General features: G+C 65.5%; 16 protein-coding genes. 3 read left to right on the top strand and 13 right to left on the bottom strand.

Annotated elements, in window-relative coordinates:
- Positions 1–163: 163 nt before the first annotated feature.
- From tatC to HMPREF9440_RS00560, 12 genes are all read right to left on the bottom strand, one after another.
- On the bottom strand, positions 164–964 hold the full coding sequence (gene tatC, locus HMPREF9440_RS00615; RefSeq protein ID WP_040763135.1) for a twin-arginine translocase subunit TatC: 801 nt from the start codon (positions 962–964) through the stop codon (positions 164–166).
- Positions 965–976: 12 nt separating this feature from the next.
- Positions 977–1615, bottom strand: a complete 639-nt coding sequence (gene tatB / locus HMPREF9440_RS00610; RefSeq protein WP_008540478.1) for a Sec-independent protein translocase protein TatB — start codon at positions 1613–1615, stop codon at positions 977–979.
- A 99-nt stretch (positions 1616–1714) separates the two neighbouring features.
- Entirely contained in the window at positions 1715–1936 is a 222-nt protein-coding gene (tatA, locus tag HMPREF9440_RS00605) for a Sec-independent protein translocase subunit TatA (protein WP_008540477.1), read from the bottom strand.
- A gap of 24 nt (positions 1937–1960) precedes the next feature.
- Positions 1961–2293 carry a histidine triad nucleotide-binding protein gene (locus HMPREF9440_RS00600; RefSeq protein WP_040763134.1) on the bottom strand — a complete coding sequence of 111 codons (333 nt, stop codon included), beginning with the start codon at positions 2291–2293 and terminating at the stop codon, positions 1961–1963.
- 82 nt (positions 2294–2375) lie between these two features.
- Positions 2376–3629: a UDP-N-acetylglucosamine 1-carboxyvinyltransferase gene (murA, locus tag HMPREF9440_RS00595; RefSeq protein WP_008540475.1), complete on the bottom strand. Its 1254-nt coding sequence runs from the start codon at positions 3627–3629 to the stop codon at positions 2376–2378.
- Positions 3630–3727: 98 nt separating this feature from the next.
- Positions 3728–4006 carry an STAS domain-containing protein gene (locus HMPREF9440_RS00590; protein WP_008540474.1) on the bottom strand — a complete coding sequence of 93 codons (279 nt, stop codon included), beginning with the start codon at positions 4004–4006 and terminating at the stop codon, positions 3728–3730.
- A gap of 9 nt (positions 4007–4015) precedes the next feature.
- On the bottom strand, positions 4016–4657 hold the full coding sequence (locus HMPREF9440_RS00585; RefSeq protein ID WP_008540473.1) for an MlaC/ttg2D family ABC transporter substrate-binding protein: 642 nt from the start codon (positions 4655–4657) through the stop codon (positions 4016–4018).
- A gap of 43 nt (positions 4658–4700) precedes the next feature.
- Positions 4701–5477, bottom strand: coding sequence for an MlaA family lipoprotein (locus HMPREF9440_RS00580; RefSeq protein ID WP_008540471.1), 777 nt, complete (start codon positions 5475–5477; stop codon positions 4701–4703).
- Positions 5478–5518: 41 nt separating this feature from the next.
- On the bottom strand, positions 5519–5989 hold the full coding sequence (mlaD, locus tag HMPREF9440_RS00575; protein ID WP_008540469.1) for an outer membrane lipid asymmetry maintenance protein MlaD: 471 nt from the start codon (positions 5987–5989) through the stop codon (positions 5519–5521).
- 46 nt (positions 5990–6035) lie between these two features.
- A complete protein-coding gene (mlaE, locus tag HMPREF9440_RS00570; protein ID WP_008540468.1) occupies positions 6036–6809 on the bottom strand; it encodes a lipid asymmetry maintenance ABC transporter permease subunit MlaE in 774 nt (257 codons plus the stop codon).
- The gene (locus tag HMPREF9440_RS00565) at positions 6806–7609 is read right to left on the bottom strand and encodes an ABC transporter ATP-binding protein (protein ID WP_008540467.1); all 804 of its coding nucleotides are present in this window, start codon (positions 7607–7609) and stop codon (positions 6806–6808) included. Before HMPREF9440_RS00565 ends, mlaE begins: the two co-directional genes overlap by 4 nt.
- Positions 7610–8101 (bottom strand): acyl-CoA thioesterase, encoded by a 492-nt coding sequence (locus HMPREF9440_RS00560; RefSeq protein ID WP_008540465.1) that lies wholly within the window; start codon positions 8099–8101, stop codon positions 7610–7612.
- Positions 8102–8668: 567 nt separating this feature from the next.
- Between HMPREF9440_RS00560 and HMPREF9440_RS00555 the strand changes: the two genes are divergently transcribed.
- Positions 8669–11053, top strand: coding sequence for a penicillin-binding protein 1A (locus HMPREF9440_RS00555; protein ID WP_040763133.1), 2385 nt, complete (start codon positions 8669–8671; stop codon positions 11051–11053).
- A gap of 68 nt (positions 11054–11121) precedes the next feature.
- Here HMPREF9440_RS00555 and cyaY read toward each other — a convergent pair whose 3' ends face one another.
- Positions 11122–11433 carry an iron donor protein CyaY gene (cyaY, locus tag HMPREF9440_RS00550; RefSeq protein ID WP_008540459.1) on the bottom strand — a complete coding sequence of 104 codons (312 nt, stop codon included), beginning with the start codon at positions 11431–11433 and terminating at the stop codon, positions 11122–11124.
- Between cyaY and lptM the strand changes: the two genes are divergently transcribed.
- Positions 11432–11551, top strand: coding sequence for an LPS translocon maturation chaperone LptM (gene lptM, locus HMPREF9440_RS11090; RefSeq protein WP_008540460.1), 120 nt, complete (start codon positions 11432–11434; stop codon positions 11549–11551). The genes cyaY and lptM overlap by 2 nt on opposite strands.
- Positions 11552–11574: 23 nt before the next feature.
- A complete protein-coding gene (lysA, locus tag HMPREF9440_RS00545; RefSeq protein ID WP_008540458.1) occupies positions 11575–12918 on the top strand; it encodes a diaminopimelate decarboxylase in 1344 nt (447 codons plus the stop codon).
- Positions 12919–13019: the final 101 nt, after the last annotated feature.

The raw sequence follows: 13019 nt of genomic DNA, 5'->3' as shown, positions 1-13019 counted from the left end.
ATTAGATTTATTGTATCAGTTTCGAGCCCTTGTCTGACCCGAACGAACGACCTGCCGCTCCAAACGAGAGGGCAACAAATGTGAAAACACCCGGTCACCACGACGGATGACCGGGCGTTTCCTTCTCTTCTTCGTTGAGAAGTCTTTGCCGCTTTGTTCGGTGTTACTCGACCGCGTTCTTGCGCTCTTCGGCGAGTTCGTCAACCTCTTCCTGCGAGCGGCCGAACCAGCGCACGAGCCAGATCCCCACCTGGAAGAGGAGCACGATCGGCACCGCGAGGAGCGTCTGCGAAAGGACGTCGGGCGGCGTGAAGATGGCCGCGACGATGAAGGCGCCGACGATCACGTACGGGCGGATCTTGACGAGCTTTTCGTAGGAGGCGAAGCCGAGGCGGTTCAGAACCACGACGACGATCGGCACTTCGAAGGTGAGCCCGAACGCCACGAACATCGTCAGCACGAAGCTGAAGTAGGAGTCGATGTCCGGCGCGAAGTTCACCGAATCGGGCGAGAACCCGGCGATGAACTGGAACACCATGCGGAAGACGATGAAGTAGCAGTAGGCCATCCCGACCGCGAACATCACGATCGAGGAGACGATGATCGGGAGCGCCAGGCGCTTTTCATGCCGGTAGAGGGCCGGCGCGATGTAGGCCCAGGCCTGATAGAGCACGATCGGAAGCGCGATGAGGAACGCGAGGAAGAGCGTCACCTTCAGCGGCACCATGAAGGGCGCCACCACGCCCGTCGCCAAGAGCTTCACCCCCTGCGGGAGCGCCACCATCAGCGGCGCGCTCAGGTAGTCGAAGATCTGCTTCATGAAGGGCGAGAGCGCCACGAAGACGACGAGCACGGCGATCGCCGACTTCACGAGGCGGTTGCGCAGCTCCACGAGGTGGGAGACGAGCGGCTGCTCGTTGGCGGGATCGTCGGGCGCCTCAAGTTGTTGGGGTTGGTTCGACATCTTCTCTTCCACTTAACGGTAGATGCGGGGGCGGTTGCTGCGCGTGCGGGGCGCAAGCCGCCGGGAGCTGCCGACGGCGCCGCCCAACTGCGCTTCGCGCATGCCGAGTTCGCGGCGCAGGCGTTCGATTTCGCCCGCGAGCTCGTCGACGGAGGGCCCGCTGTGGTAGCGCTTCTTGAAGATCTTCGTCTCGGCTTCGGACGACGTGTGCCAGGGGGTCGGGGCCGAGTTGACGGTTTCGGGCGTACCCCACCCGTAGACGCTCGCGATGTCTTCCGAGCTCGCCGTACGGGCGGCGTTCACTTCGGAGCTCACCTGCGAGACGGCGTCGTCGACGGACTTCTCGATCGAAGCGGCGTTGGTCTCCACCTCGTCCGCGACGGCCTTCACGTCCTTTTCCATCTGGGTGGCGGCCTTCTCGACGGTCGACTTGAGGTCGGAAGCGACGGCGCGCGCCTCTTCCTGAATCTTCTTGAGCTCGGCGAGTGAGGACTCGCGGTCGATGTCGGATTTGACCTGGGCGACGAAGCGCTGCGCCTTGCCGACCCACTCGCCCGCGGTACGGGCGACGGTCGGGAGACGCTCAGGACCGAGGACCACCAACGCGATCACCCCGACCACGAGCATTTCGCTGAAACCGAAATCAAACATGAAAGCTCCGCGAATGCATTGAAAAGGCCGCGGTCAACCCGTTGGGGCTGCCGCGGTCGTCCAGCGTTTCTTCTGGGAACGCGTACCTTGGCGGTCGCGTTAGTCGGCCTTGGTCTTTTCCTTGGCTTCGACGTCGACGGTGTCCTTCGACTGGGAAATCTGCGCGGCGGGCTTGTCGTCTTCGCCCTCACGCATGCCTTCCTTGAAGCCCTTGATCGCGCCGCCCAAGTCCTTGCCCATGTTCTTGAGCTTGCCGGTGCCGAACACGAGAACGACGATGACGAGAACGATCAGCCAGTGCCAGACGGAAAAGGAACCCATTTTGTACTCCGGGGAAAAAAAGAATTACTTCCAGGGCTGGGGACCGCCCAGCACGTGAATGTGAAGGTGCGCGACTTCCTGCCCGCCGTCGCGGCCCGTATTGATCACGGTCCGGAAGCCGTTCACGCAACCTTCCTGCAGGGCGAGCTTGCGCACAAGCGTGAGCATTTTACCCAAAAGGGCTTCATCCTCGGGCTGCGCTTCGGCGAGCGAGGCGATGTGCTTCTTCGGAATGATCAGGAAGTGCACGGGGGCCTTCGGGTTGATGTCGTGGAAGGCGAGGACGTCGTCGTCCTCGTAGATCTTGCGGGAGGGGATGTCGCCGCGGCCGATCTTGCAGAAAATGCAGTCCTGCATGCTGCTCTCCGTTCGTGTGGAAGTCATCCGTTCATTATGCGGCATGGGGACGACTCCCGTCGTCCCCACTTTGGTCTAGGCCTCAAGCGTTTTCCCGAACAATGTCGGCGCCCAACGCGCGGAGCTTCGCCTCCATGCACTCGTAGCCGCGGTCAAGATGATAGATGCGGTCGACCGTGCTCTCGCCTTCGGCCACCAAGGCCGCGATGACGAGGGAGGCCGAAGCGCGCAGGTCGGTCGCCATCATCGCAGCGCCGGAGAGCTTCTCGACGCCTTCGACGATCGCCGTCGAGCCTTCGATGCTGATCTTGGCGCCCAAGCGCATGAGTTCGGGGACGTGCATGAAGCGGTTCTCGAAGATCGTCTCCGTCACGTGGCCCGTCCCTTCCGCGACCGTGTTGAGCGCCATGAACTGCGCCTGCATGTCGGTGGGGAAGCCGGGGTGCGGCGTCGTGCGCACCGACACCGCCTTCGGGCGGTGCGTCATGCGAAGGCGCACCCAGTCGGCACCCGTTTCGAGTTCGGCGCCGGCTTCGCGCAGCTTGTCCAGCACCGCCTCCATGTGGTGGGGCTCGCAGTGCGTCACGAGGACGTCGCCCTGCGTGGCGGCCGCCGCGCAGAGGAAGCTCCCCGCTTCGATGCGGTCGGCGATGACGGTGTGCTCCGCCCCGTGGAGGCTCTCGACGCCTTCGATCGTGATCGTGGGCGTGCCCGCGCCCGAGACCTTGGCGCCCATGGCGTTCAGGCAGTCCGCGAGGTCCACGACTTCGGGCTCACGCGCCGCGTTTTCGATCGTGGTGACGCCGTCGGCCAACACCGCGGCCATCATCAGGTTTTCCGTGCCGGTGACGGTCACCATGTCGGTGACGATGCGCGCGCCTTTGAGGCGCGCCGCACGGGCCTTGACGTAGCCGTGCTCGATCTCCACCTCGGCCCCCAGCTGACGGAGCCCCTTGATGTGCTGATCCACGGGGCGCGCGCCGATGGCGCAGCCGCCCGGGAGGCTCACCTCGGCGCTCCCGAACCTCGCCGTCAGCGGGCAAAGCGTCAGGATCGAGGCGCGCATCGTGCGCACGAGCTCGTACGGGGCCGTCGTGTCCGAAACGCTCCCCGCATTCAGAATCACCGCATCGCCCTCACGGCGGACCTTGACGCCCATCCCTTCGAGGAGCTTCAGCATCGTGCGCACGTCCGCCAAGTCGGGGACGTTCCGGAGCACCAGGTCTTCGGCCGTCAAAAAGGCGGCGCAGAGGATGGGAAGCACGGCGTTCTTGGCGCCGGAGGCGCGGACTTCGCCGACCAGGCGGCGGCCGCCGCGGATACGGAGTTTCTGCATGAATCGGATTCCGGTGTTGGGTGTGCTGAGTCGCGAATTGTATAGGGGCCGCCCGAACGGGCGGCCCCTTTGTGCGTCGCTGGAATGGCGATAAATGGTTAACGCGCGGCGGGCGGCAGATACTCGTCCAAAAGCGCGTCGACGCCGTAGAGTTCCGCGAGGCTTCTCAACCCCGCCGGGAGCCCCGTGAAGGTCACCCGGGCGCCCTCGGCTTCGGCGCGCCGCACGAGGGACGCCACCAAAGCGAGAGCCGCGCTGTCGACGTGCCGGACGGCCGAAAAGTCGAACGTGCGCTCGCCCTTCGTCCAGGCGTCCAGAGCTTCACGCTTCACCCGGGCGGCGTTTTCCACCGTGAGGTCGTCAACTTCGATGCGCATAGAGGGTCCTCAGGACTTGGCCTTGTTCTTCGCGGCGAGCTCGTCCGCGCGGGTTTCGAGCATCTTGATGAGGCCGGGGACGCCTTCGGAACTCAGCACCGAGGCGAACTGCGAGCGGTAGTTTTCGACGAGCCAGATCCCCTCGACGTTGACGTCGACGATCTTCCAGGCGCCGTCCTTGGCGCGGTAGATGCGGTAGTCGAGACCGAGGTCCTTCTGGCCGGAGGCTTTGAGGAGCGTGCGGATCACCATCTCGTCCTTCACGGTCTTGACGCGCGTCGGACGGAGTTCGCAGCGCTGATCCTTCACCTGAAGGAGCGCGCCCGAATAGACGCGGATCAGCAGCCCGCGAAAGCCCTGCTCAAGGCGCTGACGCTCTTCGGCCGAGGCCTTGCGCCAGTCCGGCCCCACCGTGAGGCGCGTCATCAGCGTGAAGTCGGTGACGGGGAGGATCTTCCCGTCCACCAACTGACGGACGTGTTCCGGATCCCCGTGCGCCAAGGCCGGGTCCCTGCGGATCTCGTCCAGGATTTCGTTGCTCACGTCGACGACGAAGGCGAACGGATCACCCTTGTCGTCCCAAGCCCAAACGGCGGGCGCGGGGGCGGCGAGCGCAAGGCCCGTGGCGAGAATCAGTCGGCGTCGCTGCATGGCGTTGTCCTCTTGTCTAGCGTTGAATGGGTTGATCCGGTCGTTATTCTTCGTCGTCGAGCGGGAGCGGCGTGAGCCTTTCGAGCTCGGCGTCGGGGTCGGCGACGCCGCCGTCCGCGACGGCGCGCTCGCGCCCCGCGAGGTAGGCGTCGCGCATCGCGGCGTATTCGTCGACGACGCCCGCGCGGAGATCCTCATATTCGAGAAGCTGCGCACGCGTGTCGATGACCCCGACGGCGGTGATCGCCGCTCCGATCCACCAGTCTTCGTTCCAGAGCGCGTAGGTCATCGGACTCGTCACGAACTCTTCGGGGTAGCGCCACACGTCGCGCGTGGACGAAGGCCCGAGGAAGGGAATCACGAGGTAGCTCCCCTGCCCGACGCCCCAGACGGCGAGCGTCTGCCCGAAGTCTTCCTGCTTTTCTTCGAGCCCGATCATGTCGGCCACGTCGATGAGGCCCAGCAGCCCGAAGGTGGAGTTCACGAGGAAGCGGAAGCCCTGCCCGATCCCGTCGCTCACCTTCCCCTGAAGCACGTTGTTGACGGCGTGCGAGGGCGAAAAAAGGTTGTCGGTCGCGTTGCTCACCCCGGTCTGCACGATCTCGGGCGTCACGGCCTTGTAGCCCTTGGCGACGGGTTTGAGCACCGCGCGGTCGATCGAATCGTTGAAGGCGTAGACGTGGCGGTTCATCGCCTCGTAGGGGTCGGCGGGATTCTCGCCCGCGTTGGGCGGCACCTGCGCGCAGCCCGCGAGGACGAGCGCGCCCGAGAGCGCCGCGAGGGCGCCCCGGAGCTTTTTCGGGGCGAAAGTGGCTTCCATGATAAGGTCTCTGTGAGGATCTCTTTTTTGGACTTCGGTTCTTATTTTGCGCCGTCTTCGGCCTTCGAATAAAGGAACTGGCTGATGAGCGACTCCAACACCACCGCGGACTGCGTGCGGCGGATCGTGGAGCCGTTCTCCAGGTTCGCTTCGTCGGCGCCGGGCTCGATCCCGACGTACTGCTCACCCAAAAGCCCCGACGTGAGGATCTTCGCGGAGCTATCCGTCGGGAACGGATACTTCGCATCCATCTCCATCGTCACGCGCGCCTGGAAGGTTTCCGGGTCGAAGACGACCGACTGCACGCGGCCCACGACGACGCCGGCGCTCTTCACGGCCGAGCGGGGCTTCAGGCCGCCGATGTTGTCGAAGTCGGCGCTGATCACGTAGGTCTTGTGCCCAAAGGAAAAGCTCCCGAGGTTCGCCGACTGGAGCGCCATGAAGAGCGCGGCGGCGAAGCCGAGGAGAAGGAAGAGACCCACGAAGAATTCGAGTTTGCGGTTGTTCTGCATAGGTGGTGTCTTGGGTGTTGTGTTCGGAATGCCTCTGCGCCTTTCGTCAGACCGTGGTGAACATCCACGCGGTCATGATGAAGTCGAGCCAAAGGACCAAAAGGGAGGAAATCACGACGGTGAGCGTCGTCGCGCGGGCGACGCCGTCGGGCGTGGGCCGCGCGCTGTAGCCCTGGTAGAGGGCGACCAATGCGCAGGCGACGCCGAAGACGAAACTCTTGATGACGCCGTTGCCGATGTCGGAGAAGACGTCGACCGCGGCCTGCATCTGCGACCAGAAGGCGCCGCCGTCGGTGCCGATCAGCCCCACGCCCACGATCCAGGCGCCGATGATGCCGACCGCGGAGAAGATGAGTGCGAGGACCGGCATCGCGATGAAGGCGCCGATGAAGCGGGGCGCGACGACGTAGCGCATGGGGTCGACCCCCATCATTTCCATCGCAGCGAGCTGTTCGCCCGCGCGCATGAGGCCGATCTCGGCGGTCAACGCCGTGCCCGCACGGCCCGCAAAGAGGAGCGCCGTCACGACGGGGCCGAGCTCACGCACGAGGGAGAGCGCGGTGAGGACCCCCAGCGCCTCTTCGCTCCCGTAGCTCACGAGCACGTAGTAGCCCTGAAGGCCCAGCACGAAGCCGACGAAGAGCCCCGAAATCCCGATGATGAGAAGGGAGTAGTTCCCGATGAAGTGCACCTGGCGCACGATGTGCTGGAGCTTGGCGCCGGTGAGGCGCGTCAGCACCGTCCAGGAAAAGAGCCCGAAGCGCCCGAGCGCGGTGAGCCAGCGGACGACGGGCGTCCCGAGAAGCGTGATCGCGTTCATCGACGGCCTCCGATCTGGAAGTCCTCCGCGGCGTCCGCGGCCGGATAGTGAAAGCGCACGGGACCGTCGGGGAGCCCCTCGATGAACTGCCGCACGAAGGGATCGTCCGATGCGCGGAGCGCCTCGGGCGTGCCTTCCGCGGCGATCTTCGCCGAGCTCACCATGTAGACGTAGTCGGCGATCGCGAAGGTTTCCGCCACGTCGTGCGTCACGATGATGGAGGTGGCGCCCAAAACGTCGTTCAGGTTCCGGATGAGGTTCGCCGTCACGCCCATCGAAATCGGGTCCAGGCCCGCGAAGGGTTCGTCGTACATGATGAGGGCAGGATCCAACGCGATCGTGCGCGCCAGGGCGACGCGGCGCGCCATCCCGCCCGAGATTTCAGAGGGCATCAGCTGCGCGGCGCCGCGAAGACCCACGGCGTTCAACTTCATCATGACCAAGTCGCGGATCGTCTCTTCGTCCAGGTCCGTCTGCTCGCGCATCGGGAAGGCGACGTTCTCAAAGACCGAGAGGTCGGTGAAGAGCGCGCCGAACTGAAAGAGCATCCCCATGCGGCGGCGCATGCGGAAGAGCTTCGCGACGTCCTTCGGGTCAAGCGTCTCGCCCCCGATCGTCACGGTGCCCGACTGCGGCGCGAGGAGCCCGCCGATGAGCTTCAAAAGCGTCGTCTTTCCCATCCCCGAGCCGCCCATGATGGCGACCACCTGACCGCGGCCGAACCGCATCGAGACGTCTTCGAGAATCGTGCGGCGGCCGTAGCCGAAGGTGAGGTGTTCGATCTTGACCCAGTCTTCCATTCATCGGCCTCCGGCGTTGCGGCCCGTCGGGTTCCAGCGGGGCGCACGGGCGATGCCGAGCGCCGCGAGACGCTCGTCGTCCGCGGGCACGAGCGGGAAGGACGAGGCGACCGTCTCGGGGATGAGGCAGGGCCGCATCCGCTCGACGTCCACATAGACCCATTCGGTCGCGGCGACGGCGAGAAGGCGTTCGCCCGACTTCACCGCGAAGCGGCGCAGGCTCGCGGCGCTCCCCATCGTCTCCACCCAGGTGTAGAGGTCGATCTCGTCGCCCTGGTGCGCAGGCTGGAGATATTCGATCCAGTGCCGGTGCGCGCCCCACACGCCGCCCGCGCGCTTCATGGCGTCCAGCGGCCACCCGAGCGACTCGGCGTGCGCGGTCGCCGCGGTCTCCGTCCAGCGGAGGTACTCGCGGTTGTTGACGTGACCGAGCACGTCGATCGACGACGCCGTCACGGTGAAGTGCCAATGATGGATGGCGGGCCTGTCCATGCCTCTCGGGTCCTGTGGGTGCGTGAAGGGGGCGGCGGTCGGACCGCCCGTACGCCACGAAAAAGGATCCCCGAGGGAGTCGTCCTCCCGCGGGGGTTCGTTGTCCACCGATTCTATCAAAGGCCCGCAAAGGATCTTTTACGGGCGGACCCGAAGTTGTGTCCGGAACCGCGCTCAGAACCCGCAGCTTCCCCCGAACCGGTAGCGACCGGCGCGGCCTTCCGACCCCGGGTTTCTTTGTGACTTGTTGCAAGTCGGCTGCGGCGCCCGTCGGGGCGCGCCGCGGCCCCCAACTTATAATGGCGCTCACGACGCCGGCCGGGGCGCTTCGCGCGCGCCCGGCCTTTCTTTTGGCTCTGTTTCGACAAAGTGTTGATTTCTCCCGATGTTCACCGGTCGGGACCATCTCGCAGATTTCGGGATGGCTGTCAGCATTGTTGGTGACGACCTACCGAAATTGCCGAAATCCGTGCGTACCAGGCGAATTCGATCCCTCACGAAGCAACTCCTGAAAATCAACACTTGGTCCGAACAGAGCCTTTCTTTTCACCGCTCCCGCACCGAAAGATGCCCCGACAACCCTCCAAACCGACCACGTCCGCCAAGACCCGACGCCCGAAGAAGGCCGGCCGAAGCGCTTTCGGCACCTTCATGCGCTGGGCGCTCGGCATCGGGGCCGCAGGCGCCGCCGCGGGGACGCTTCTCGCCGTCTTCGTCTTCGCCTTCATCTACCAGCAGCTTCCGCCCTTGGACACGCTGACGGACTACCGTCCGAAGGTGCCGCTGCGCGTCTGGAGCGCGGACGGGAAGCTGATCGGCGAGTTCGGCGAGGAGCGCCGCGACTTCGTGCGCCTCAAGGACATCCCGGACCACGTGAAGCACGCGATTCTGGCCGCTGAGGACGCGGGCTTCTACGAGCACCCCGGGATCGAGATCACCGGGATTCTGCGCGCCGCGGTGATGAACCTCGTCATGGGGCGGCGCGTCCAAGGGGGCTCGACCATCACGCAGCAGGTCGCGAAGAACTTCTTCCTCTCGTCCGAGCGCACCTACACCCGCAAGCTCTACGAAGTCGCGATGTCCTTCAAGATCGAGAATTCGCTCACGAAGGACGAGATCCTTGAGATCTACATGAACCAGATCTACCTCGGTCAGCGCGCCTACGGGTTCGCGAGCGCGGCGCGCACGTACTTCGGGCGCCCCCTGGCTGAGATCAGCGTGGGCGAGGCGGCGACCCTGGCGGGGCTTCCCGTGGCGCCCTCCGCCTACAACCCCATCGTCAACCCGACGCGGGCGACCATGCGCAAGAACTACGTTCTGCGCCGCATGTTCGACCTGGGCTACATCGACGAGCTCACCTACACAATGGAGAAGAACGCGCCGATGCAGACGCGCCGCGAGGCGAGCGAAGCCGACAGGATCGCCGCGGGCCAGAAGAGCGACGAAACGAGCGCGCACTACGCCGCGGAGCTCGCCCGCATGTTGGTCTACGACATCTTCAAGGAAGAGACCTACTCGCGCGGCATCAACGTCTACACGACGATCGACACGCGCGACCAGCGCGCGGCGGTCGACGCCGTGCGCCGCCACCTCATCGCCTACGACCGCAAGTACGGCTACCGCGGGCCCGAAGGGTTCGTCGACGTCTCGGACGCGGCCTCTCGCCCCAAGGCGATCAAGCAGGCGCTCGCCAAGACCGCGGACTCGCCCTTCATGGTGCCGGCGGTGGTGTTGGAGGCGAGCCCCAAGAAGGTCGTCGCGGCGATTTCGCCCAACGACACCGTGACGCTCGACGCCGCGAGCCTCAAGTTCGGCGCGAAGAGCTTGGCCGCGAAGCCCGCGAAGAACGTGAAGCCCATCGTCGCCGGGTCGATCATCCGCGTCATGCGAAGCGGCAAGAAGATGGACGAGTGGACGCTCGCCCAGGTGCCGCAGGTGGAGGCGGCGTTCGCCGCGGCCGACTACAACACGGGCGCCGTGCGCGCGCTGGTGGGCGGCTTCGACTTCAACCTCAACATGTTCAACCACGTGACGCAGGCCTACCGCCAGCCGGGGTCGAGCTTCAAGCCCTTCATCTATTCGGCGGCGTTGGACAAGGGCTTTGCGCCCGCCACCGTCATCAACGACGCGCCGATCTCGATCGACCCGAAGCTGACCGGCAACAAGCTCTGGGAGCCGAAGAACTACGACGGGCGCTTCGACGGGCCGATGCCGCTTCACCGCGCGCTCGAACTCTCGAAGAACCTCGTCTCGATCCGCGTCATGCAGGCGATCACGCCGCGCTACGCTCAGGAATTCATCACGAAGTTCGGCTTCGAGGCGAAGGACCACCCGGCGAACCTCCCGATGGCGCTGGGCGCGGGGAACGTGACGCCGTGGCAGATGCTGGCGGCCTACACGGTGTTCGCGAACGGCGGCTACCGCGTGCAGCCCTACCTGATTTCACGCGTCACCGACACGGACGGCCGCACGCTCATGCGTGCCACGAACCGCCTCGCGGGCGACGAATCGATCCGCGCGATCGACGCGCGGAACGCCTTCATCATGCAGGATCTCCTTCACGGCGTCGCGACGCGCGGCACCGCGCGGCGCGCCTCGCGCCTCCTGAAGCGCGACGACGTGGGCGGCAAGACCGGCACGACGAACGACTCGCTCGACGCGTGGTTCTGCGGCTGGGCCGGGGACCAGGTTGCCGTGGGCTGGATGGGCTACGACACGCCGAAGCCCCTCGGCGCGCGTGAGACGGGCGGGGGCCTGGTGCTTCCGATCTGGGTCGACTACATGCAGACCGCGGTGAAGGATCAGCCCGAAACCGTGCGCGTGCGCCCCGACTCGGTCGTCGAGCGCGGGGGCCTTCTCTACTACCGGGATCCCGTCAAGGGCCCGGGCCTCACCGAGGAACTTCTCGGGAGCAAGGACGAAAACGACCTCGTCAGAAATCAGATCTTCTGACGCCGGCGGCTCAAACGACATGGGGGCGGACCGATCGGTCCGCCCCCATTCCTTTCGCTAAAATCGTCTCAGCCGCGAAGCTTTTCGAGATGCTCGTCCACGACCTCGTCGATCGTTCGGCCCGTCCGGCGTTCGCGCCAGACGCCGTCCTCGCCGCGGCTGAAGTGGCACCCGCCGAACTTCGTCGCCGTCCAGATCTCGCGCATCGGCGTCTGGATGTTGACGACGCAGCTGCCGCCATCATCCAATTCCACGTTGAGCACGTTCCCGGAACGAAGACACTCCACGTCGTCGTTGACCGTCTCCAAACGGTCCGCGAGACGCCGCATCTCCGCTTCGGCCCGTTCGACAAAAGCCGTTTCCTCATTGACCATCGACATGATCCGCAAAGTCCTCATGATCGGCGCCGCGTGCGCCCTGGTTCTCTCGGTTTCCGCCTGCGGCCTCAAGGGCGACCTCTATCTCCCTCAGTCGGCCGCGGCGATGCTGTTGCGTTGATTCTATAGAAACGAATTTCTCCCATGCCCGCATCCACGCTCATCCGCCGCGAAGGCACGCTCACGATGGAGCGCGTGCCGCTTCCTCAGATCGCGCATACCTACGGCACGCCCTGCTACGCCTATTCCCGCGCGCAGATCGAAAGACAGTACCGCCGGTGGGATTCGGCCTTCGGCGACCACCCGCACCTGGTCTGCTACGCCTTGAAGGCGAACGCCACCGCGGGCGTCATCGAACTTCTCGCCGCGCAGGGCTCGGGCTTCGACGCCGTGAGCATCGGCGAAGTGATCCGCGCGGTGCGCGCGGGCGGGGACCCGAAGCGGATCTGCTTCTCCGGGGTCGGGAAGTCCCGTCAGGAAATGCGCATCGCCCTCGCGCTCGGCATCCGCTGCTTCAATGCGGAGAGCCCCGCGGAGTTGGCGAGATTGAACGCCGTCGCGGGCGAGATGGGGAAGACGGCGCCGGTGTCGCTTCGCATCATTCCCGACGTCGACGCGCACACGCACGCCAACATCACGACGGGGCTTCGCACGAACAAGTTCGGGATCGCCTTGGAAGAGGCGTTTGAGCTCTACCGGCGCATCCCTACGGACTTCCCGAACCTTGAGATCGAAGGACTGTCGTGTCACATCGGGAGCCAGATCCTCTCGATCGAACCCTTCGAGCGCACGTGCGACGTCGTGTTGGGGTTCGTCCGCCGATTGCACGAGGCGGGCGTGACGCTCCGCCACATCGACTTCGGCGGGGGCGCGGGCGTCCCCTACCGGAAGGGCGAGAAGGAGCTCTCCCCCGAAGAGGTCGTGTCGCTCTTCGTGCGCCGCGTGCGCGCCGAAGCGCCCGACCCCGACACCGAAATCATCGTCGAGCCCGGCCGCTCGATGATCGCGGAGGCCGGGGTGCTGCTCACCACGGTCGAATACGTGAAGAAGGGCCCGGGCACCTTCGACTTCTGCATCGTCGACGCGGCGATGACGGATTTGATCCGCCCGGCGCTCTACGGCGCCTGGCACGAAATCGTCCAGACGGGCCCGAAGACCCCGCGTCCGGGGTCGCTCCCCGTCACGGTGGTGGGTCCGGTCTGCGAGTCGAGCGACAAGCTGGGCGAAGGCCGGATGCTCGACCCCGAAGAAGGGGACGTGCTCGCGATCCTCACGGCCGGGGCCTACGGCGCGAGTATGGCCTCGACCTTCAATTCGCGCAGGCTCCCGATGGAGGTTCTGGTCGACGGCTCGACCGTGACGCCGCTGCGCAGGAGCGCCGTTCTGGAAGACATCACCGAGCCCGAGATCCCCTTGGGGATGGTGAAGCACCCGCCCGTCACGCCCGCCATGCTCGAGGCGGCGCGCCGCGCCGGGGGCCGCGACTGAAAAGCGCGCCCGAAAGGGACTCGGATTCCCCACGGGGCGGGCCCCTTCAGGTAGAATCAATCAACGCCGGACATCCGAGAGGGATGCCGGCGTTTTTTGCG

The organism is Sutterella parvirubra YIT 11816 (genome assembly GCF_000250875.1).
GTDB classification, from domain to species: Bacteria; Pseudomonadota; Gammaproteobacteria; order Burkholderiales; family Burkholderiaceae_F; genus Sutterella; species Sutterella parvirubra.
The sequence above is the reverse complement of the archived record's forward strand: the minus strand, read 5'-3'. Positions and strand labels throughout refer to the sequence as shown.

What these genes read in the sequence shown, in the direction of transcription:
- lptM (WP_008540460.1), top strand. Translation starts at nt 11,432, where the DNA reads ATGATCCGCAAAGTCCTCATGATCGGCGCCGCGTGCGCCCTGGTTCTC.
- HMPREF9440_RS00560 (WP_008540465.1), bottom strand. Translation starts at nt 8,101, where the DNA reads ATGGACAGGCCCGCCATCCATCATTGGCACTTCACCGTGACGGCGTCG.
- tatA (WP_008540477.1), bottom strand. Translation starts at nt 1,936, where the DNA reads ATGGGTTCCTTTTCCGTCTGGCACTGGCTGATCGTTCTCGTCATCGTC.
- tatC (WP_040763135.1), bottom strand. Translation starts at nt 964, where the DNA reads ATGTCGAACCAACCCCAACAACTTGAGGCGCCCGACGATCCCGCCAAC.
- mlaD (WP_008540469.1), bottom strand. Translation starts at nt 5,989, where the DNA reads ATGCAGAACAACCGCAAACTCGAATTCTTCGTGGGTCTCTTCCTTCTC.
- HMPREF9440_RS00590 (WP_008540474.1), bottom strand. Translation starts at nt 4,006, where the DNA reads ATGCGCATCGAAGTTGACGACCTCACGGTGGAAAACGCCGCCCGGGTG.
- HMPREF9440_RS00565 (WP_008540467.1), bottom strand. Translation starts at nt 7,609, where the DNA reads ATGGAAGACTGGGTCAAGATCGAACACCTCACCTTCGGCTACGGCCGC.
- lysA (WP_008540458.1), top strand. Translation starts at nt 11,575, where the DNA reads ATGCCCGCATCCACGCTCATCCGCCGCGAAGGCACGCTCACGATGGAG.
- murA (WP_008540475.1), bottom strand. Translation starts at nt 3,629, where the DNA reads ATGCAGAAACTCCGTATCCGCGGCGGCCGCCGCCTGGTCGGCGAAGTC.
- HMPREF9440_RS00580 (WP_008540471.1), bottom strand. Translation starts at nt 5,477, where the DNA reads ATGGAAGCCACTTTCGCCCCGAAAAAGCTCCGGGGCGCCCTCGCGGCG.
- HMPREF9440_RS00555 (WP_040763133.1), top strand. Translation starts at nt 8,669, where the DNA reads ATGCCCCGACAACCCTCCAAACCGACCACGTCCGCCAAGACCCGACGC.
- tatB (WP_008540478.1), bottom strand. Translation starts at nt 1,615, where the DNA reads ATGTTTGATTTCGGTTTCAGCGAAATGCTCGTGGTCGGGGTGATCGCG.
- HMPREF9440_RS00600 (WP_040763134.1), bottom strand. Translation starts at nt 2,293, where the DNA reads ATGCAGGACTGCATTTTCTGCAAGATCGGCCGCGGCGACATCCCCTCC.
- mlaE (WP_008540468.1), bottom strand. Translation starts at nt 6,809, where the DNA reads ATGAACGCGATCACGCTTCTCGGGACGCCCGTCGTCCGCTGGCTCACC.
- HMPREF9440_RS00585 (WP_008540473.1), bottom strand. Translation starts at nt 4,657, where the DNA reads ATGCAGCGACGCCGACTGATTCTCGCCACGGGCCTTGCGCTCGCCGCC.
- cyaY (WP_008540459.1), bottom strand. Translation starts at nt 11,433, where the DNA reads ATGTCGATGGTCAATGAGGAAACGGCTTTTGTCGAACGGGCCGAAGCG.